This is a genomic window from Pseudomonas sp. KBN10P06128 (assembly GCF_037574945.1).
In the GTDB taxonomy this organism is placed as follows: Bacteria; Pseudomonadota; Gammaproteobacteria; order Pseudomonadales; family Pseudomonadaceae; genus Pseudomonas; species Pseudomonas aeruginosa.
In genome coordinates, this window is record NZ_JBBELR010000001.1 from 6,671,896 (window position 1) to 6,691,372 (window position 19,477).

Here is a 19,477-nt window from a genome sequence, read left to right on the forward strand (position 1 = left end):
TCGCCCGGCGCGCGCTCGGCTAGAGTCGCGCGCCCACGTCGTTGCGAGCCCGAACCATGACCGCCACCACCCTCCGCCCCGAACTGCTGTGCCCCGCCGGCACCCTGAAAAGCATGCGCTATGCCTTCGCCTACGGCGCCGATGCCGTCTACGCCGGGCAGCCGCGCTACAGCCTGCGGGTGCGCAACAACGATTTCGACCACGCCCAACTGGCCGAAGGCATCGCCGAGGCCCACGCACTTGGCAAGCGCTTCTACGTGGTGGTCAACATCGCCCCGCACAACGCCAAGCTGAAAACCTTCCTGCGCGACCTGGAGCCGGTGGTCGCCATGGGTCCGGATGCGCTGATCATGTCCGATCCCGGCCTGATCATGCTGGTTCGCCAGCATTTCCCGCAGATGCCCATCCACCTGTCGGTGCAGGCCAACGCGGTGAACTGGGCCGCGGTGCAATTCTGGCGGCAGCAGGGCCTGACCCGGGTGATCCTTTCCCGCGAGCTGTCGCTGGAGGAGATCGAGGAAATCCGCCAGCAGGTGCCGGACATGGAGCTGGAAGTGTTCGTCCACGGCGCCTTGTGCATGGCCTATTCCGGGCGCTGCCTGCTGTCCGGCTACATCAACCGCCGCGACCCCAACCAGGGCACCTGCACCAATGCCTGCCGCTGGGAATACAAGGCGGTGGAGGGCCGCGAGGACGAGCTGGGCAACGTGGTGGCGCGGGAGCCGACCCTGGGACGCGGCGCGCCGACCGAGCAGGTGTTCCTCCTCGAGGAAGGCAACCGTCCCGGCGAACCGATGGCCGCCTTCGAGGACGAACACGGCACCTACATCATGAATTCCAAGGACCTCCGCGCCGTGCAGCACGTCGAGCGGCTGGCGCGGATCGGCGTGCACTCGCTGAAGATCGAGGGCCGCACCAAATCCCACTACTACGTGGCGCGCACCGCCCAGGTCTACCGCCAGGCGATCGACGACGCGGCGGCCGGCAAGCCGTTCGACCGCGGCCTGATGGACACCCTGGAGTCCCTCGCCCACCGCGGCTACACCGAGGGCTTCCTGCGCCGCCACGTGCACGACGAGTACCAGAACTACCAGCACGGCCATTCGTTGTCCGAGCGCCAGCAGTTCGTCGGCGAACTCACCGGCGAACGCCGCGACGGACTGGCCGAGGTGGAGGTGAAGAACCGCTTCCAACGCGGCGACAGCGTCGAACTGATGACTCCGCGAGGCAACCTGAGCCTGCGCGTGGAGGACCTGCGCAACGCCGCCGGCGAGGCCATCGAGGTGGCGCCGGGCAATGGCCACGTGGTCTACCTGGCGCTGCCGGAAGGCCTGGACCTGCGCTACGCGCTACTGATGCGCGATCTCCAGCCCGGCCAGGATACCCGCCAGCCGCAGGCCGAACGCAGCGGCGGGTGTGCCGGCAAGGGCGCTTGCGGCTGCGCTCACTGAGGGTTGAGCAGGAACACCACGTAGCCCCTGAACCAGGGGCTCTTTTCCAGGTAGTCGGGGGCTTGCCAGTCGCCGCCCTGGACCAGGCCGATCCGGTACGGCAGCTGCAGGCGGCTGACCCGCGGGAGGTAGGCGGCGTGGTTGGGAATGCTGTGACGCCCCTGGTAGGTCTGCACCACCACTTCGTCGACCACGCCCTTGAGCCGGTTGATCGCCGCCGGCTCGGCGTTGCTGCCCCAGTCGAGCAACCCGGTGATGCTCAAGCGGTATTCGCGGGGCAGGCGCCGGCGCAGGTCGCGGAGGAAATCGACGTACTCGTCGAGGTAGCGGGTACGCGCATCGAAGTCGATCTGGATGCCGACCACCGGGTTGCCGGCACGCTTCCAGCGCTGCACCTGGTTCAGCACGGCCTGGTAGATCTGCGGCGTCCAGCGCAGGGTATGGGCGCGGTACACCACCCAGACCTCGCCCCGCGCCAGGCGTGGCACCGAGATGCCCTGGGCGATCAGCCGCACGCCCTCGCCGGGGCGCCGGCGCGACTGGCTGATCTGTCCCTGCAGGATGTACAGCGTCTCGGCCCGCGCCAGCACCGGCTGCGGCGCGACGCCGCTCCACAGCCAGAAGGCGCCGTAGTCCTCGGCGCGCACCGCGGCCTCGACGGACGGCAACAGCGGCAGGCCCAGCAACAGGCCCGCCAGCCAGGCTCGCCAGCGCCTCACCAGTAGTACTTCAGTTCCTTGGCCCAGGAGCTGTCGGCGTAGGTCGACTTGAGCGTACGGAACCATTGCTTGCGCTCGGCCTGCGGGATGTCCTGCTGGCCGCAGGTGTTGTAGCCGGCCGGGGCGAAGCAGTTGATCGCGCGGAACAGCGCGTAGGCCTTGTCTTCGCGCGGAGCCTTGGGGTTGTCCATGACCAGGCGATAGCCATCCAGCCGGGAGTACACCTCGCCCTTGAAGCCGCTCGGGGTGCCGCCCAGCTCGTTGGCCTCGGGCTGGCTGTCCAGCGGCATGCCGTCGAGACCGTTGCGCAGGATGAATTCGCCCAGGCAGTTCAGGCCCTTCGGGTCCTTGTCATCGGCGGCCAGCGCCGCGGCCGACTCGGCGATGGCCGGGCAAACGTAGCCGGACTCGGCCTTGTCGCCCTTCCAGCGGAACAGCTCCAGGCTGTTACCGGCGCCGTAGACATAGCCGAGGCTGGTGCCCAGCTTGGTCTGCGAGGGGGTTTCGCCGAGCAGCGCGAAGTCCTTGCCGAAGTCGGCGAAGCGGCTGCGGCGCAGGTCCTTGTAAAGGAGAGTGAACAGCGCGGTATCGCGCTCTTCCGCCGTCGCGCCCTGCTTGGCCTGGCGGCGCAACAGCGCGGCGTCGGCGACGTTGCGCAGGAGGATGCTGCGCAGCAGCGGCTCCTGGACCGGCGAACCTTCGGCGAAGACCTTTTCCAACTGGCCGCTGCGCTCGTAGTTGAGCGCCAGGGCCAGCTGCAACTGGCCCTTCTGGTACGGCTGCGCGGCCTGCGGCAACAGTTCCAGCCAGAGCGCCTCGGCGGCTTTCCAGTCCTTCTGCTGCTCCAGCGCCAGCCCGCGCAGGGTCTGCTGGCTGAAGCCGACGTAGTCGAGGCTGCCGACCTTTTGCGGCAGCGCTTCGAGGGTCTTCGCCGGGTCCTGGTCGACATAGAAGCGATAGGCCGCCTGCAGGTAGGCGAACAGTTCGGGATGCGCGGCGAAGCTGGCCTGTTGGGCCTGCAGCGTTTCCCAGGTGAAGCTGCGCGGGGTCGACGGATCGTGGGCGCGCATCTGCACCAGGTCGGCCACCGCCAGCAGCAGCGGAGTCTGGATGTCGCCGAGCTGGATACCGGTCAGGAGCTTGTTGTCGACCTCCTGGACCAGGTCTTCCAGGGCCATGTTGCGCTGCCCTTGCTCGGCTTCGGCGAATTGCGCGGCATAGTCCTGGGCCAGCAGCTTCTGGTCGCCGGCCAGCCAGTGCACGCGCCGTTGCAAGCCCTTGGCCGAGGCGGCGTAGAGCCCCTTCGGATACGCCTGCAGGTAGGCCTCGAGGGCGCTGCGGGTCTGTTCCAGGCGAGCCTTGTCGACATTCTGCAGCTCGGGGAAGCCCATGTCGTCGAAGGCGTTCTGCTGGGCGGCGTTGAGCAGGGTGCGCGCCTGCAGGTACAGGGCGGTTTCCTTCAGCCAGGGCTGCGACACGTCCTGCAACGCCTTGAAGCCCTGTTCGGCTTCGTCGAAGCGACCGCTGTAGAAGTTGGCCGCAGCCTCCAGGTACGTGGCGAAGGCCTTGCCTGCGGCCGACTCGACGCCTTGCGCGAGCACACCGCCCAGTTCCTCTTGTTCCCAGCCGCAGGCACCGAGCAGGTCCAGGCGGCTGTTGGCCAGGGCCTTGGTCTCCGCCTCGCCCAGCCCGGCGTCACGCACCTGGCGAAGAAACGCCAGCGCGCTGTCCTGGTCGTTGCTGCGGCAGCGGCTGCCCTCGCCCTCGAAGAATTCGGCGCCGGCGATCTTTTCCGGTAGCGCTTCGGCGCCCATCTGCCGGGCCAGTTCGGCGAGCGGCGAGGGCGCTGGCGCAGGCGGCGGTGTCTCGGCCTCGCTCGCCGCCGGCAGCGCGGGCGGCTGGCTGCCGTCGCCGGGCAGCAGGCGGAACAGGCCGAACGGTACCAGGCCGTAGCCTTCGAGCTTCTCTTCCTCCGACGGCGGCGCCTCCACCAGCCGCCAGTGGCCGGCGTCGGCCAGCAGCAGGCGCAGGTTGGCGCGGGTGTCGTTGCCCGGGGCGAGGAACGGCAGGGTATCGCAGACACCGCCGCCGACCAGCGACCAATCGGGATAGCAGGAGTCGTCGCTGCTGGCCTGGGCCAGCGGGGAGAGACCGGCGCCCACCAGCAGGAGGGCGGGAAGAAGCGGCTTCGAGCGCATGAATCGTCCTTAATTCGTGGGAGTCGAAAGTGCTACAGCATACTCCGCCGGATCGCGTTCAACGAGCCTGGCGCAAACCTTCCTCCAGGGCATGGGCCGGCAACGGCCGGCCGATCAGGTAGCCCTGCAGCTCGTCGCAACGCTGGGCCACCAGGAAGTCCCGCTGTTCGATGGTTTCCACGCCTTCGGCGACCACCTTCAGGTCGAGGCTGTGGGCCATGGCGATGATCGCCCGGATGATCGCCGCATCCTCGCTGTTCTGGGTCAGGTCGCGGACGAACGACTGGTCGATCTTCAGGTAGTCCAGCGGCAGGCGCTTCAGGTAGCTGAGCGAGGAATAGCCGGTGCCGAAGTCGTCGACCGATAGCTTCACCCCCATCTCGCGCAACTGGCGGAAGGTCGCCAGGACACTATCGAGGGCGTCCAGCCACTGGCTTTCGGTCAACTCCAGCTCCAGTTGCGCCGCCGGCAGGCCGCTGTCGGCAAGCGCCGAGCGCACTACGTCGAGCAGGTCGCCCTGGCGCAACTGGTGGACCGAGAGGTTCACCGAGACCCGCAGGTTCAGGCCCCGCTGGCTCCACTCGGCGGCCTGCAGGCAGGCCCGGCGCAGGACGAATTCACCGATCTCGCCGATCAACCCGCACTCCTCGGCGAGGCCGATGAAGGTCGACGGCGGGATCATGCCCTCCTCCGGATGGTGCCAGCGCACCAGCGCCTCGACCGAGTCCGGGCGGGCGCTGGCCAGGCACAGCTTGGGCTGGTAATGCACGTCCAGCTGGCCCTCCTCGACCGCCTTGCGCAACCGGGTTTCCAGGCGCAGGCGTTCGAGGGTGCTGTCCTGCAGGTTGTCGCGGAAGAACTGGAAGGTATTGCCGCCGAGTTGCTTGGCATGTTGCATCGCCAGGTTCGCCTGGCTCATCAGCACGGAGATTTCCCGTGCCTGCTCGGAAAACAGGCTGATCCCCAGCGAGGCGCCGAGGATCAACTCGTGGCCGAGCACGCTCACCGGCTGGCGCAACTGGACCAGCAGGCGTTCGGCCAGGCGCGACAGGGCCGCGGTGCCGGTGCCGCCATCGAGGAGAATGGCGAACTCGTCGCCGGCCAGACGCGCCAGGGTGTTGGCTTCCGGCGCGGTGCGCCGCAGGCGCTGGGCCATCTCCCTGAGCAACTGGTCGGCGACCTCGTGGCCGAGGCTGTCGTTGAGCAGCTTGAAGCGGTCCAGGTCGATCAGCAGCAGGGCCAGCCCGCCCTCCTCCTGGCGCGCCCGCTGGGCCGCCTCGTGCAGCCGCTCGCGGAACAACCGGCGGTTGGCCAGGCCGGTCAGTTCGTCGTAGTGCAGCAGGTGACGCAGGCGCTCCTCGACGTCGCGGCGGGCACTGAGATCGGTGAAGAAACCGACGATGTGGGTCGCCTCGCCATTGCCGTCGCGCAGCAGGTTGAGCTGCAGCCATTGGGGATAGGGATCGCCATTCTTCCGCGTATCCACCAGTTCGCCCTGCCACTGCCCGTGCTGGCGCAGCTCGGCGCGGATCTGCCGGTAGTGGCGCTGGGCCTCGGGGGTATTCACCAGCAGGCTGGCGTTGCGCCCGACCACGTCCTCGCGGCGATAGCCGGTGATGCGACTGAAGGCCTGGTTGACCGCCAGCAGGTTGTAGGCCGGATCGAGGATCACGATGCTCTCGCTGGCCGCCTCGAACACTGTCGCGGCCAGTTGCTGCTGCTCTTCCAGGCGCTTGCGCGCGCTGATGTCGCTGCGCGTGCCGAGCATCCGCGTCACCCGTCCCCGCGGGTCGCGAGCCATGGCCCGGCCACGATCCTCCAGCCAGCGCCAGCCGCCCTCCCGGTCGCGCACGCGGTACTCCACCCGGTACAGCTCGCTGCGCCCCTTGAGATGTTCGGCGAGGGCGCGACGGATGCGCGGCAGGTCGCCGGGGTGGATGCTTTCGATCAGCCTGCGATAGTCCTCGGGACCGTCCCCGGCGTCGCTGAAGACCGCCTCGAGATAGGAATGCTGGACCCGGCCGCTCTCCAGGTCCCAGTCCCACAACCCCAGTTCGCTGGCCTCCAGGGCCATGGCCAGGCGCGCCTCGCTCTGGCTGAGCGCCTGGCTGGTCGCGCCAAGCTCCTCGGTGCGCGCCTCCACCCGGCGCTGCAAGGCGTCGCGGGCGGCGCGCAGCTCGCGTTCGACCAGGCGCCGCTGGCCGACCTCCTGGGCGAGCTTGCGATTGAGCGCTTCGGCCTCGGCGTTGACGCGTTCCAGGTGCAGGTTCAGCGCCTGGGTCTGGAAGCGTCGCAGCAGCGCGCCCTGCACCAGCCGGTGAATCTGCCCGGCGACCACCAGCAGCGCCACCAGCAGGATCAGGCCGAGCACGCCCCAGCCCTGCAACAGGCTATGCGGCTGCAACAGCAGGAAAACGATGGATGGCAGCAGGCCCGGCAAGGCGAAGGTGAGGAAGGCCGGCAGGCTCACCGCATAGGCGACGCTGGCGGAGAGGATCGCCGCCGCCACCAGGCCGAACACCAGCACCTGCTGGAGGAAGGCATCGGCCGGGACCAGCATGATCACCGCGAACGCCAGGGTCAGGCCCGAGGCGCCGGCGCCGCACAGGAAGGTCCGCCGCCAGTGGCGGCTGGCCTGGCGACGGCTGTCGGCCTGCTGGAAGGCGGCGACCTGCAGCAGGCGCAGGACGGCGAGCAACACCAGCCAGACCAGCCAGCCGCCGAGCAGCCAGCTGCTGACCTTGCCCCACACCAGGCAGGCGCTGGTCACGCCGCCGAGCAGCATGAGCAGGGTCGGCGTGCGCGAGCCGAGATAAAGGAGCCGGGTACGCTCGATGGCGATTTCGCGGGCGTAGAGCCGCAGTACATCGGTGCTGCCGCCCGGCAGCGCCAAGGGCTCGACATGGACGGTCATAGGCGCTTGTTCTTGTAGTGGTTTGCCTTGAAGTGGCCGGAGCATAACCGAGCAGGGGCAGGCTGCCCAAGGCCGGGATAGAGCATTTTTCCGCAGCCAGGCCCGACGCTGCGCCGGCCTGCGCCGCATGGCGGCCCGGTTTGCCCGGCTTTTCCCCGCCCCGGTAGAATGCCGCGATGAACGACGACCTCTCCCTCCTGCTGAACTCCCTCAACGACCCGCAGCGCCAGGCCGTGGCCGCGCCGCTGGGCCGCCAACTGGTCCTCGCCGGCGCCGGCTCGGGCAAGACCCGCGTGCTGGTGCACCGGATCGCCTGGCTGATCCAGGTCGAGCACGCCTCGCCCTACAGCATCCTGTCGGTGACCTTCACCAACAAGGCGGCGGCGGAGATGCGCCACCGCATCGAGCAGTTGCTCGGGATCAATCCGGCGGGCATGTGGGTCGGCACCTTCCACGGCCTCGCCCATCGCCTGCTGCGCGCGCACTGGCGCGAGGCCGGGCTGAGCGAGAACTTCCAGATCCTCGACAGCGACGACCAGCAACGCCTGGTCAAGCGGGTGATCCGCGAACTCGGCCTCGACGAGCAGCGCTGGCCGGCGCGCCAGGCCCAGTGGTTCATCAACGGGCAGAAGGACGAGGGCCTGCGGCCGCAACACATCCAGCCCGGCGGCGACCTGTTCCTCGCCACCATGCTGAAGATCTACGAAGCCTACGAGGCGGCCTGCGCCCGCGCCGGGGTGATCGACTTCTCCGAGCTGCTGCTGCGCGCCCTGGACCTCTGGCGCGACCATCCCGGCGTGCTCGAGCACTACCAGCGGCGCTTCCGCCATATCCTGGTGGACGAGTTCCAGGACACCAACGCCGTGCAGTACGCCTGGCTACGGATTCTCGCCAAGGGCGGCGACAGCCTGATGGTGGTCGGCGACGACGACCAGTCGATCTACGGCTGGCGTGGCGCACGGATCGAGAACATCCAGCAGTTCAGCGACGACTTCGCCGACGCCGAGGTGATCCGCCTGGAGCAGAACTACCGTTCCACCGCGTCGATCCTCAAGGCCGCCAACGCCCTGATCGCCAACAATCAGGGACGCCTGGGCAAGGAGTTGTGGACCGACGGCGAGGACGGCGAGTCGCTGAGCCTGTACGCCGCGTTCAACGAGCACGACGAGGCGCGCTACGTGGTCGAGTCGATCGAGAGCGCGCTCAAGGGCGGCCTGGCGCGCAGCGAGATCGCCATCCTCTACCGCTCCAACGCCCAGTCGCGGGTGCTGGAGGAAGCCCTGCTGCGGGAGAAGATTCCCTACCGCATCTACGGCGGCCAGCGCTTCTTCGAGCGTGCCGAGATCAAGAACGCCATGGCCTACCTGCGCCTGCTCGACGGCCGCGGCAACGACGCGGCGCTGGAACGGGTGGTCAACGTGCCGGCACGCGGCATCGGCGAGAAGACCGTGGAGAGCATCCGCGAATTCGCCCGCGGCAACGATGTGTCGATGTGGGAGGCGATCCGCCTGATGATCGCCAACAAGGTCCTGCCCGGCCGCGCCGCCAGCGCCCTGACCGGCTTCGTCGAGCTGATCGAGAATCTTTCGGCGAAGGTCATGGACATGCCGCTGCACCTGATGACCCAGACGGTGATCGAGCAGTCCGGACTGATCAGCTACCACAAGGAAGAAAAAGGCGAGAAAGGCCAGGCCCGGGTGGAGAACCTCGAGGAACTGGTCAGCGCCGCCCGCGCCTTCGAGAACAGCGAGGAAGAGGAAGACCTCACCCCGCTGCAGGCCTTCCTCAGCCACGCCTCCCTGGAGGCCGGGGAAACCCAGGCCGACGCCCACGAGGACAGTGTCCAGCTGATGACCCTGCACAGCGCCAAGGGCCTGGAGTTCCCGCTGGTGTTCCTGGTCGGCATGGAGGAAGGGCTGTTCCCGCACAAGATGAGCCTGGAGGAATCCGGCCGCCTGGAAGAGGAACGCCGCCTGGCCTACGTCGGCGTCACCCGCGCCATGCAGCGACTGGTCCTGACCTACGCGGAGACCCGCCGGCTCTACGGTAGCGAGACCTACAACAAGGTTTCGCGCTTCATCCGCGAGATCCCGCCGGCGCTGATCCAGGAAGTGCGCCTGTCCAATACCGTCAGCCGCCCCTACGGCGGCACCTCGCGCAGTGCCGGCGGCAACCTCTTCAGCGGCGCCGGGGTGCCGGAGACGCCCTTCTCCCTCGGCCAGCGGGTGCGCCACGCGCTGTTCGGCGAAGGGACTATCCTCAACTTCGAAGGCGCCGGCGCCCAGGCCCGGGTGCAGGTGAACTTCGAGAGCGAAGGCAGCAAGTGGCTGATGCTCGGCTACGCCAAGCTGGAAGCCCTGTAGCGGCGCAGCCGGTGGAGAAGGCCCGGAGGAGGACGACATGCTGGCATCCTGGGCCTTCTGGGCACTGCTTTCGGCGCTGTTCGCCGCGCTGACCGCGATCTTCGCCAAGATCGGCCTCGACCGGGTCGATTCGGACTTCGCCACCTTCATCCGCACCCTGGTGATCCTCGTCACCCTCGGCGGCATCCTCGCGGTCCTGGGCAAGTTCCAGGCCCCGGGCAGCATCCCGCCGCGCAGCTGGCTGTTCCTGGTGCTCTCCGGGCTGGCCACCGGTGCCTCCTGGATCTGCTATTTCCGCGCCCTCAAGCTCGGCCCGGCGTCGCTAGTGGCGCCGCTGGACAAGTTCAGCGTGGTGCTGGTGGCACTGCTCGGCGTGGCCTTCCTCGGCGAACGCCTGGACCTGCGCCAATGGCTCGGCGTAGCCCTGGTGACAGCGGGCGTGGTGGTCCTGGCAATCCGCCCATAAGCCCGCTGAATGGCGCTTCGACCTTGGTATAAAGGCGAAAAATCGCGGAAACCCTAGACTGGCGGCCTCTAATAATTCGTCGTCTGAGGTTCGTTCCATGTACCGTGATCGCGTGCGCCTGCCCTCCCTGCTCGACAAGGTGATGAGTGCGGCCGAAGCCGCCGACCTGATCCAGGACGGCATGACCGTCGGCATGAGCGGTTTCACCCGCGCCGGCGAGGCCAAGGCCGTACCCCAGGCGCTGGCCATGCGCGCCAAGGAACGTCCGCTGCGTATCAGCCTGATGACCGGCGCCAGCCTCGGCAACGACCTCGACAAGCAGCTCACCGAGGCCGGCGTGCTCGCCCGGCGCATGCCGTTCCAGGTCGACAGCACCCTGCGCAAGGCGATCAACGCCGGCGAAGTGATGTTCATCGACCAGCACCTCTCGGAAACCGTCGAGCAGTTGCGCAACCACCAGCTGAAGCTGCCGGACATCGCCGTCATCGAAGCCGCCGCGATCACCGAGCAGGGCCACATCGTGCCGACCACCTCGGTGGGCAACTCGGCGAGCTTCGCGATCTTCGCCAAGCAGGTCATCGTCGAGATCAACCTGGCCCACAGCACCAACCTGGAAGGCCTGCACGACATCTATATCCCGACCTACCGGCCGACCCGCACGCCGATCCCGCTGACCCGCGTCGACGACCGCATCGGCAGCACGGCGATCCCGATCCCGCCGGAGAAGATCGTCGCCATCGTCATCAACGACCAGCCGGACTCGCCATCCACCGTGCTGCCGCCGGACGGCGAGACCCAGGCCATCGCCAACCACCTGATCGATTTCTTCAAGCGCGAGGTCGACGCCGGGCGCATGAGCAACAGCCTCGGCCCGCTGCAGGCCGGTATCGGCAGCATCGCCAACGCGGTGATGTGCGGCCTGATCGAGTCGCCGTTCGAGAACCTGACCATGTACTCCGAAGTGCTGCAGGACTCGACCTTCGACCTGATCGACGCCGGCAAGCTGCGCTTCGCCTCGGGCAGCTCGATCACCCTGTCGCCGCGGCGCAACGCCGACGTGTTCGGTAACCTGGAGCGCTACAAGGACAAGCTGGTGCTGCGCCCGCAGGAAATCTCCAACCACCCCGAGGTGGTCCGTCGCCTGGGCATCATCGGCATCAATACGGCGCTGGAGTTCGACATCTACGGCAACGTCAACTCGACCCACGTCGGCGGCACCAAGATGATGAACGGCATCGGCGGCTCCGGCGACTTCGCCCGCAACGCGCACCTGGCGATCTTCGTCACCAAGTCGATCGCCAAGGGCGGCAACATTTCCAGCGTGGTGCCGATGGTCAGCCACGTCGACCACACCGAGCACGACGTCGACATCCTCGTCACCGAGCAGGGCCTCGCCGACCTGCGCGGCCTGGCGCCTCGCGAACGGGCCCGGGTGATCATCGAGAACTGTGTCCACCCGTCCTACCAGGCACCGCTGCTGGACTACTTCGAGGCGGCTTGCGCGAAAGGCGGCCACACGCCGCATCTGTTGCGCGAGGCGCTGGCCTGGCACCTGAACCTGGAAGAACGCGGACACATGCTGGCCGGCTGAGGCTGAACCGTTTCATCCGCAACTATTTCCAGCGCCCGGACGATTAATTCTTCCGGGCGTCTGGACAGGGCAGAAAAAACCACGTAAAAACATATTTCGGCGGCCTTTTCTCTTGCCGCCATCGCAACACGCCGACTCGGCCCTTCCGCTTTTCCTGCTGTAACACTTCGTTGTTTCTTTCGGTAACGCACCATGACGGTGCAGAGCGGTACAGTTACGCACCGAAACAACCCATACAGTTCGGAAACACACCCCGGTGATCCAACGCAATTCTCCGCAACTGTTCCTATTCTTGTTGACCTGTTAGTCAGATCATATTGCTCAGTTAATCACTAGCAACCTGACTACCCACCACAAGTGGGAAGGATCGACACATCATGGAACGTACCCTCGGTTCCAACACTTTCGACATCGCTCGCTCCAACCGCCGCAGCAGCAGCCTGCTGGGCACCATGAAACTGTGGCAGCGCCGCATCCAGAGCCGTCGCCAGCTGGCCCGCCTGGACTCCCGCCTGCTCGCCGACGCCGGCATCAGCGAAGCCCAGCGCTACGCCGAGCTGAACAAGCCGTTCTGGCGCTAAGCGATACTGTAACGCCCCGGTTCGGCCCAGCCTGAACTGTACCGTAGGCCGCTCCTTACCGAGCGGCCTTCACGTATCTGGAAGAAGCCTTTTCCTCCAGCAGTTCACGGTACAGCTCGCTCCAGCGACGCCCCATCTCTTCGGCGGTGAACAGTTGCCGATAGCGGGCCTCCGCGTTCCTGCCCATTTCCTCCGCCTGCTGCGGATGCTCCCAGAGCCAGCGCATCGCTTGGCAAAACGCGGCCGGCTGGCTGGGCGGCACGACCAGGCCGGTCTCGCCATGGATATTGATGTAGCTGGTGCCGGTGCCGATCTCGCTGGAGATCATCGGCTTGCCGTACATCGCGCCCTCCAGCAGGGAGATGCCGAACGCCTCGGAACGCAGGTGCGACGGAAAGACCATGGCGTAGCTGAGTTGCAGCAGGGCGACCTTGTCCTCGTCGTCCACCCGCCCGAGGAAGTGCACGTTGCGCAACCCCAGCGCCGCGGCCTGGGCATACAGCTCGGCCTGCAACGGCCCGGCACCGACGATCACCACCGGGTAATCGGTGCCCTGCAACGCATCCAGCAGGATATGCAGGCCCTTGTAGTAGCGCATCACCCCGACGAACAGGAAGAACCGCGGCCCGAGTTTCTCTCGCCAGTGCTCCAGACGCTGTGCCGCAGGCTTCGGGTAGCCGTCCTTGTCCAGGCCGTAGGTGATCACCCGGGTCTTTTCCCGGTACTGGCGGAGCACGTCGCTGGTACTGAAGTAGTTGGGCGAGGCTGCGACGATGCGATCCACGCTGTGGAGGAAACGACTCATCAGCGGCCGGTACAGTTTCAACAGGACGCGCTGGCGGATGATGTCCGAATGGTAGGTGACCACGCTCGGCTTGTTCATACCGGTGAGGAAATGCACCAGGTCCATGAACGGCCAGGGGAAGTGGTAGTTGACCACGTCCGCCTCTGCCGCCAGCTCGCGGAACTGCTTGAACACGCTCAGGGAAAAACCGGTGGAGGCGAGCTGCAGGTCGAGCCTGGCGCGATGCACCACATGTCCGCCGAAGGGCACGACAGGCGGATGCGGGTCGCTGCTCAGGGTCAGGACGTGGTTGTCGATCCCCCACGGCCCGCTGCTCTCGCAAAGCTGGAAGATCACCTGTTCGATCCCGCCTACCGTTTCGCTCAGGTAGGTCTTGTAGAAGTGCAGTACCCGCATTCAGCCCTCCACGGCACGACGATAGGCTGCAGCGGTGAGATTCGCGCAACGCTTCCAGGAAAACTGCTCCGCCCGTCGCAGGCCGGCTTCCCGGCAGCACTCCCAGTAGACGGTATCCTCGGTCATGCGGACCAGCATGTCAGATAGCCCATTGGCATCATCCGGGTCAATATAGCTGCCCGCCTCGCCGGCCACCTCCGGCATTGCGGAGAGTCGCGTGAGCAATACCGGCGTGCCGCTGGCCATGGCTTCCAGCACAGGCAGGCCGAAGCCTTCGTAGATCGAGGAGAAGACCAGCGCCCGAGCGCCCGACATCAACTCGGCGACCCGCTCGTCCGGCAGGTAGCCGAGCAGCCGCACCGTTCCCGAAGCCAGCGCCTGGCGCAGTTCGTCGTCGAGCGAGCGACTTTCCCATCCCGGCATGCCGACGATCATCAGCGGAAAACGCTGGCGGACCGCCGCCGGCAGTTGCCCATGGGCGCGCAGGGCCAGCGACAGGTTCTTGCGCGGTTCGAGGGTTCCTACGCAGAGGAAATACCCGCGCGGCACCAGGCCATGCGCGCGCAAGGGCTCGCGCAGGGACTCCCGGTCCCGCGGACGGAACCGCGCGGCATGGCCGAGGGGCGCCACCACGAAGCGCTCGCGCGGCAGGCCGAAATACGCCTGCGCCTCGTCGGCGATCGCCTGCGAGTCGGTCAGGATCAACCGCGCCTTTTCCATCCCGCGCGCCAGCCGGCGTTCTATTTCGCGCAAGCGGGCGGCGGGTTGCGTCGCCGGATAATGCAGGTGGGTCAGGTCGTGCAGGGTCATCAGCATCGGCCCGTCGAAGTCCAGCGGCCAGAGACTGGGCTCATGGTAGAGATCGACCGGCGGCCGACCGCTATCGAAACGCCGCTGCTCCAGCCAGCGTCGTGCCCGGTAGGCTCCGGGCAGGTTGCGCAGCCAGGGCGACAGACGCGAATAGCCGGGCAGCGCCGCCGCCGGCAGGTCGCCGCTCCAGCCCCAGCCATGGAACAGGGAAAACTCGAAGTCCGCGTGCGCCTGCAACGCGCCCAGCAACTCGACCAGGTAATGCCCGATGCCGGTCCGCGGCGCCTGGAGAATCCGCGCGTTAACCGCAATCCGCATGTACTGCCTCGCCATGCGCCGGGGCCTTGCCGAGGGCGAGCAGGATCCGCGCGATCAGTTGCCGACTCGCCTCGTGCCAGCCGATCCAGCGCCATTCGCCGACCGGTCGCTCGGCCGGGAACTCGCCCGTGGCTTCGAAGCGGGTGACCAGGTTCGCCAGGGTCTGCGGATCGGCGAGGTCGAAGTAGGCCATGAATTCGCCGCCGATCTCGCGGAACACCGGGATGTCGCTGCCCATCGCCGGCAGGCCGCGCTGCATGGCCTCCACCAGCGGCAGGCCGAAACCTTCCACATAGGACGGGAAGACCAGCGATGCGGCATGGGAGTATGCGTACTCCAGGCTCTTGTCGGAGAGGTCGTTGAACATGAACAGGCGCTTGTTCAGCTCCGGATGCTGCCGCACCCGTTCCACCAGCGCCTCGCACTTCCAGCCGATGCGTCCGGCGATGCACAACCGCGCCTGCGAACCCTGGGCCCAGGCACGCTCGAAGGCATCCAGCAGGTAACCGTGGTTCTTCCGCGGCTCGATGGTGCTGACCATCAGGAATACCGGCGCCTTGGCCTTGAACATGCGCAGCAGATCGGGCTCGACGGAGGCGCCGTCCTCCACCAGGTCCAGCTCCGAACCCAGGTGGAAATAATCGAACCAGCGTTGCGCGACCTTCTCCGGGCCGATGCGCCGCAGCATCTCCGCGCGCACTTCGTCGCGGATGGTCTCGGAAATCGCGACGTAGCCGTCGGCGGTGGCCGCGATCCAGTCGAACCAGTGGTTGAACACCTTGACCAGTCCGGCATCGCAGAATTGCGGATGGGTCAGGGGAATCAGGTCGTAGATCACCGAGACGATGCCCACGCCCTCGCTCTTGAGGCGTTCCGCCAGCGGGAAGAAATCGGCGTGCCAGGAGGAGTCCAGCAAGACCAGTTGGTCGCCGGCCCGATGTTCGAGCGGGGTCGCGCGCACGGGTGCAGGCTGCTGCTTGCCGAGGATGCGGTCGAGCAGGCGCAGCGGAATGCTGAGGAAGGCGAAGGCGAACAGGCGGCAGGCTACATAGAGAAGGCGCCGGGCCCACGGCGAGGAACGGAACGGGCGGCGCTTTTCCAGGGTGCGCTGGCCCAGCCAGAAGTAGTTGGCGGCTCGCTCCACCAGGATGCGCAGGCGTACCAGCGGCGAATGCGGCCGCGGGTCCAGCGGCGCCAGGCTGTGGACCTGATACAGGGTGCCGTCGAGCATTGCCACCGGGATGCACTCCACCGTCTCGTCGGCTTCCGGCAACTCGCGGATGACGTTGCGCACCACCCGCTGAATACCGGAATTGACCTTGGGATGCTCGAACACATAGGTGCATTCGACCAACAGACGCGTCATGGAGTGCTCTCCGCGGAAGTGGGGTCCAGAGCCGCCTCGCCGGAGCGGCTGATATGGGTTTCGGCGCCCAGCCAGGAGCAACCGACGAAGTCTTCCTGGCGGTTGTTGATGACATGGAAGACCAGGCCGTAGTCGCGCCATTCGAAGTTGCGGTCCAGGTGCGAGTCCAGCCGCGACAGGCTCAGCGCCACCGAGTAGTGCCCCTTGCCCAGGCGCATGTCGAAGGCGAAGCGGTAGGTGATGCGCTCGCCGGCCTTCAGGTCGGTGAGCGCCTTGTCCAGGCGGTGGGTATTGATCCCGTACATCGGCTGGCCGAGGCGGTCCTTGATCATGAAGCCGAGGATCAGCCGCTCGATGTCCTGGCGAACCTCGACCTCGACTTCCAGCGTCACCGCCTGGCCTACCTCGACCACCTCCAGCGCGCGCTGCCGCTGGTCGACCATCCGTACGTCGAGGATCGCTGCCTCGCCGGTGCCGGAAATCGTCCGCACCTGGCCGTCGGCGAGCATTTCCTGGCGCACGGTCTGCCCCTCGCGCTCGGCGAGCAGGGCGTTGTAGTAGTCCATCACTTCTTCCGGCCGCCCGCGCATGGCCATCCGTCCCTGCTCCAGGAGGATCGCGGAGTCGCAGATGGACTGGATCGCCGAGCGGTCGTGGGAAACGATCAGCAGGGTGGTGCCGGCCTTGCGGAAACTGCGGATGCGCTCGAAGCTCTTGTGCTGGAAATAGGCATCGCCGACCGACAGGGCCTCGTCGACGATCAGGATGTCCGGCCGCCGGGCAGTCGCCACGCTGAACGCCAGGCGCATCTGCATGCCGCTGGAGTAGGTGCGCACCGGTTGCTCGATGGCCTCGCCGATTTCGGCGAAGGCCTCGATATCCGGCATCAGCGCCTGGATTTCCTCGACCTGCATGCCCAGCAGTTGCCCGGCCATGAAGACGTTCTGCCGGCCGGTGAAGTCCGGGTGGAAGCCCATGCCCAGCTCGAGCAGCGCGGCGACCCGGCCGGCCACGCGGATCTCGCCGCAGGTCGGCTGGGTGGTGCCGGCGATCATCTTCAGCAGGGTGCTCTTGCCGGCGCCGTTGACCCCGACGATGCCGACCGCTTCGCCCGGCTCGATGGTGAACTCGACCTCGCGCAGGATCCAGTGCAGGTGGTGGCGCGGAGGGCTGAAAGGCACCAGCCATTCGAACAACCGGCTCCAGCGATTGGGATACTGCTTGTAGGCCTTGCCGAGGCCGGATACGCGTATCTGTCCCATCAGAGTTCATCCACCATTTCGCCGACCCGCTGGCGGAACAGACGCAGGCCGAGCGCGCACAGCAGCAGCGCCAGCAGGGTGATCGGCAGCAATGAAGGCCAGTCCGGCCATTGCCCGTGGAGGAACAGCTGCTGGTAGCTGCGCATCAGCGCGGTCATCGGGTTGAGTTCGATCAGCGAGCGGATACCCTCGGGCAGGATGCCGATCGGATAGACGATCGGCGTCAGCCAGAACCAGAACTGCAGGCAGATGCCGAACAACTGGCCGACGTCGCGGAAGAACACGTTGAGCACCCCGAGGATCATCCCCAGTCCCGCCGCGAACAGCACCTGGATCGCCAGCAGCGGCACCAGCGCGAGCAATGCCGCGCCCGGCAGGCGCCCGCTGAGGGCGAGAAAGCCGAGGAACAAGGCGAGGATGATGGCGAAATTGACCCCGGCGTTGAGCAGTACGATGACCGGCAGGCAGATGCGCGGAAAGCTGATCTTCTTCAGCAGGTTGGCGTTCTCGATGAACATGCTCTGGCTGCGCGAGGTGATTTCCGCGAACAGGCCCCAGGTCAGCAGGCCGGCGCAGAGATAGACGCTGTAGGCCAGGCCGTCGTCGACCCCCGGCAGGCGCGCGCGCATCACCTGGGAGAAGATCACCGTGTAGACGACGATCATCGACAGCGGATTGAGCACCGTCCACAACGCGCCGAACAGCGACCCGCGGTAGCGCGACTGGAACTCGCGCTTGACGCTGCCGAGAACGAAGCCACGATAGCCCCACAAGGAACGAGACAAGCCAAGAAGCATCAGACCACCCTGCCGTACTGGTCCTCGAAGCGGACGATGTCGTCCTCTCCCAGGTATTCGCCGCTCTGCACCTCGATCATCACCAGGTCGATGACCCCCGGGTTTTCCAGGCGATGCCGGTGGCCCGCGGGAATGTAGGTCGACTCGTTGCTGTTGACCAGCCGCGCGCCATCGCCATTGGTGACCCTGGCCATGCCTTGCACCACGATCCAGTGCTCGCTGCGGTGATGGTGCATCTGCAGCGACAAGCGCTCTCCCGGCCTGACCACGATTCGCTTGATCTTGAAGCGCGGCCCCTCCTCGAGGACGGTATAGCTGCCCCAGGGACGGTTGACGGTCCGATGCAGCCGATAGGCCTCGTGCCGCTCGTCCTTCAGCCGCTGCACCACCCTGCGCACCTCCTGGACCCGGTCGGCGCGGGCGATCAGCAGCGCATCGGAAGTATCCACCACGACCAGGTCGTCGACCCCGACCGTGGCGACCAGGCGCCCGTCGCTCTGCACGAAGGTGTTACGGGTGTCGACGAACAGGGTGTCGCCGCTGCCGCGATTGCCCTCTGCGTCCGCGTCGAGCAGCGCGCTCATCGCGCCCCAGGAACCGATATCGCTCCAGTCGAAGGCCGCCGGCACCACGGCGACCCGCGCGGAGCGCTCCATCAGCGCATAGTCGATGGAAATGTCCGGCAGCGCGGCGAAGGCTTCGCCCGCCAGCTCATGCTGGATGCCATCGGCCATCTTCACCGCCGCACTGGCGGCCAGGCAGGCCCTGGCCTGCTCCAGCAGGGCCGGGGCATGCTGCGCCAGCTCGTCGACCAGGGTCGAGGCCGTGAAACAGAACATCCCGGAGTTCCACAGGAAACCGCCACTTTCCACGTAGCGACGGGCGGTTTCCTCATCGGGTTTCTCGACGAAGCGGCGCACCTTGGCCGCCCCCTGCTCGTCCAGCCGGTCGCCCAGCTCGATATAGCCGAAACCGGTTTCCGCTGCGTCCGGCACCACGCCGAAGGTAACCAGGTGCCCGGCGACGGCTAGACGCGCGGCATGCCCCACCGCCTCGCGGAAGGCCTCCTCGTTGCGGATCAGGTGATCCGCCGGCATCACCACCAGTACCGCCGCGTCGCCATGTTCGGCTTGCAGCGCCAGGGCGGCGACGGCAATCGCCGGAGCGGTGTTGCGCCCGGTCGGTTCGAGGATGAAATGTCCCCGGTGCCGCCCCAGGCGGGCCGCCTGGAACTGGTCCTTGCTCTGGAAGTAATGCTCGCGGTTGGTCACCGTGACGATTTCGCCATGCCCGGCCAGGAGCCCGGCGGCACGTCGGTAGGTCTTGCCCAGCAGGGTCTGGCCATCGGGCAGGCGCATGAACGGCTTCGGCTGTCCTTCACGCGACACCGGCCAAAGGCGGGTACCGGCGCCGCCGGAAAGCACCACGGGAATCAGCATG

At 66.9% G+C, this 19,477-nt stretch carries 14 protein-coding genes; 5 read left to right on the forward strand and 9 right to left on the reverse strand.

Annotation, left to right across the window (positions count from 1 at the left end; translation table 11 throughout):
- Positions 1–56 precede the first annotated feature (56 nt).
- The gene (trhP, locus tag VQ065_RS31115; RefSeq protein ID WP_003096862.1) at positions 57–1,451 is read left to right on the forward strand and encodes a prephenate-dependent tRNA uridine(34) hydroxylase TrhP; all 1,395 of its coding nucleotides are present in this window, start codon (positions 57–59) and stop codon (positions 1,449–1,451) included.
- Here trhP and VQ065_RS31120 read toward each other — a convergent pair.
- Genes VQ065_RS31120 through VQ065_RS31130 form a run of 3 tightly spaced genes read right to left on the reverse strand, consistent with a single transcriptional unit; the run spans position 1,445 to position 7,282 of the window.
- Positions 1,445–2,170 carry a DUF3142 domain-containing protein gene (locus tag VQ065_RS31120; RefSeq protein WP_003096864.1) on the reverse strand — a complete coding sequence of 242 codons (726 nt, stop codon included), beginning with the start codon at positions 2,168–2,170 and terminating at the stop codon, positions 1,445–1,447. The two genes, trhP and VQ065_RS31120, sit on opposite strands and share 7 nt — an antisense overlap.
- Entirely contained in the window at positions 2,167–4,368 is a 2,202-nt protein-coding gene (locus VQ065_RS31125) for a hypothetical protein (protein WP_003162695.1), read from the reverse strand. The genes VQ065_RS31120 and VQ065_RS31125 overlap by 4 nt, the downstream gene beginning before the upstream one ends.
- 58 nt (positions 4,369–4,426) lie before the next feature.
- Positions 4,427–7,282 (reverse strand): putative bifunctional diguanylate cyclase/phosphodiesterase, encoded by a 2,856-nt coding sequence (locus VQ065_RS31130; protein WP_003096868.1) that lies wholly within the window; start codon positions 7,280–7,282, stop codon positions 4,427–4,429.
- A gap of 176 nt (positions 7,283–7,458) precedes the next feature.
- On the opposite strand from VQ065_RS31130, the gene uvrD reads away from it, so the two are divergent.
- The 4 genes from uvrD to VQ065_RS31150 all read left to right on the forward strand — a co-directional run bounded on the left by uvrD (position 7,459) and on the right by VQ065_RS31150 (position 12,283).
- Positions 7,459–9,645 (forward strand): DNA helicase II, encoded by a 2,187-nt coding sequence (gene uvrD, locus VQ065_RS31135; protein ID WP_003096872.1) that lies wholly within the window; start codon positions 7,459–7,461, stop codon positions 9,643–9,645.
- A gap of 37 nt (positions 9,646–9,682) precedes the next feature.
- Positions 9,683–10,111 (forward strand): EamA family transporter, encoded by a 429-nt coding sequence (locus tag VQ065_RS31140; RefSeq protein ID WP_003096873.1) that lies wholly within the window; start codon positions 9,683–9,685, stop codon positions 10,109–10,111.
- Between the two features lie 97 nt (positions 10,112–10,208).
- A complete protein-coding gene (locus VQ065_RS31145) occupies positions 10,209–11,702 on the forward strand; it encodes an acetyl-CoA hydrolase/transferase family protein (RefSeq protein WP_003096875.1) in 1,494 nt (497 codons plus the stop codon).
- Positions 11,703–12,079: 377 nt separating this feature from the next.
- Complete coding sequence (locus VQ065_RS31150) at positions 12,080–12,283, forward strand: DUF1127 domain-containing protein (protein WP_003096877.1); 204 nt, start codon at positions 12,080–12,082, stop codon at positions 12,281–12,283.
- A 55-nt stretch (positions 12,284–12,338) separates the two neighbouring features.
- Here the strand turns inward: VQ065_RS31150 and wbpZ are convergent, their stop codons facing one another.
- From wbpZ to VQ065_RS31180, 6 genes are read right to left on the reverse strand one after another with little or no spacing between them, the layout of a single operon-like run.
- The gene (gene wbpZ, locus VQ065_RS31155) at positions 12,339–13,484 is read right to left on the reverse strand and encodes a D-rhamnosyltransferase WbpZ (protein WP_003096879.1); all 1,146 of its coding nucleotides are present in this window, start codon (positions 13,482–13,484) and stop codon (positions 12,339–12,341) included.
- Positions 13,485–14,612, reverse strand: coding sequence for a glycosyltransferase family 4 protein (locus tag VQ065_RS31160; protein WP_003096880.1), 1,128 nt, complete (start codon positions 14,610–14,612; stop codon positions 13,485–13,487). It lies immediately after the preceding gene.
- Positions 14,596–15,978: a glycosyltransferase family 4 protein gene (locus VQ065_RS31165; protein WP_003096882.1), complete on the reverse strand. Its 1,383-nt coding sequence runs from the start codon at positions 15,976–15,978 to the stop codon at positions 14,596–14,598. The genes VQ065_RS31160 and VQ065_RS31165 overlap by 17 nt, the downstream gene beginning before the upstream one ends.
- On the reverse strand, positions 15,975–17,240 hold the full coding sequence (locus VQ065_RS31170; protein ID WP_003096884.1) for an ABC transporter ATP-binding protein: 1,266 nt from the start codon (positions 17,238–17,240) through the stop codon (positions 15,975–15,977). Before VQ065_RS31170 ends, VQ065_RS31165 begins: the two co-directional genes overlap by 4 nt.
- Entirely contained in the window at positions 17,240–18,037 is a 798-nt protein-coding gene (locus VQ065_RS31175) for an ABC transporter permease (protein ID WP_003096887.1), read from the reverse strand. Before VQ065_RS31175 ends, VQ065_RS31170 begins: the two co-directional genes overlap by 1 nt.
- Positions 18,037–19,476, reverse strand: coding sequence for a mannose-1-phosphate guanylyltransferase/mannose-6-phosphate isomerase (locus VQ065_RS31180; RefSeq protein ID WP_003096889.1), 1,440 nt, complete (start codon positions 19,474–19,476; stop codon positions 18,037–18,039). The genes VQ065_RS31175 and VQ065_RS31180 overlap by 1 nt, the downstream gene beginning before the upstream one ends.
- Position 19,477: the final 1 nt, after the last annotated feature.

Bases quoted from the DNA above. Each gene is read 5' to 3' on its own strand.
- trhP (WP_003096862.1), top strand. From the start codon at position 57: ATGACCGCCACCACCCTCCGCCCCGAACTGCTGTGCCCCGCCGGCACC.
- VQ065_RS31125 (WP_003162695.1), bottom strand. From the start codon at position 4,368: ATGCGCTCGAAGCCGCTTCTTCCCGCCCTCCTGCTGGTGGGCGCCGGT.
- VQ065_RS31130 (WP_003096868.1), bottom strand. From the start codon at position 7,282: ATGACCGTCCATGTCGAGCCCTTGGCGCTGCCGGGCGGCAGCACCGAT.
- uvrD (WP_003096872.1), top strand. From the start codon at position 7,459: ATGAACGACGACCTCTCCCTCCTGCTGAACTCCCTCAACGACCCGCAG.
- VQ065_RS31140 (WP_003096873.1), top strand. From the start codon at position 9,683: ATGCTGGCATCCTGGGCCTTCTGGGCACTGCTTTCGGCGCTGTTCGCC.
- VQ065_RS31145 (WP_003096875.1), top strand. From the start codon at position 10,209: ATGTACCGTGATCGCGTGCGCCTGCCCTCCCTGCTCGACAAGGTGATG.
- VQ065_RS31150 (WP_003096877.1), top strand. From the start codon at position 12,080: ATGGAACGTACCCTCGGTTCCAACACTTTCGACATCGCTCGCTCCAAC.
- wbpZ (WP_003096879.1), bottom strand. From the start codon at position 13,484: ATGCGGGTACTGCACTTCTACAAGACCTACCTGAGCGAAACGGTAGGC.
- VQ065_RS31160 (WP_003096880.1), bottom strand. From the start codon at position 14,612: ATGCGGATTGCGGTTAACGCGCGGATTCTCCAGGCGCCGCGGACCGGC.
- VQ065_RS31165 (WP_003096882.1), bottom strand. From the start codon at position 15,978: ATGACGCGTCTGTTGGTCGAATGCACCTATGTGTTCGAGCATCCCAAG.
- VQ065_RS31170 (WP_003096884.1), bottom strand. From the start codon at position 17,240: ATGGGACAGATACGCGTATCCGGCCTCGGCAAGGCCTACAAGCAGTAT.
- VQ065_RS31175 (WP_003096887.1), bottom strand. From the start codon at position 18,037: ATGCTTCTTGGCTTGTCTCGTTCCTTGTGGGGCTATCGTGGCTTCGTT.
- VQ065_RS31180 (WP_003096889.1), bottom strand. From the start codon at position 19,476: ATGCTGATTCCCGTGGTGCTTTCCGGCGGCGCCGGTACCCGCCTTTGG.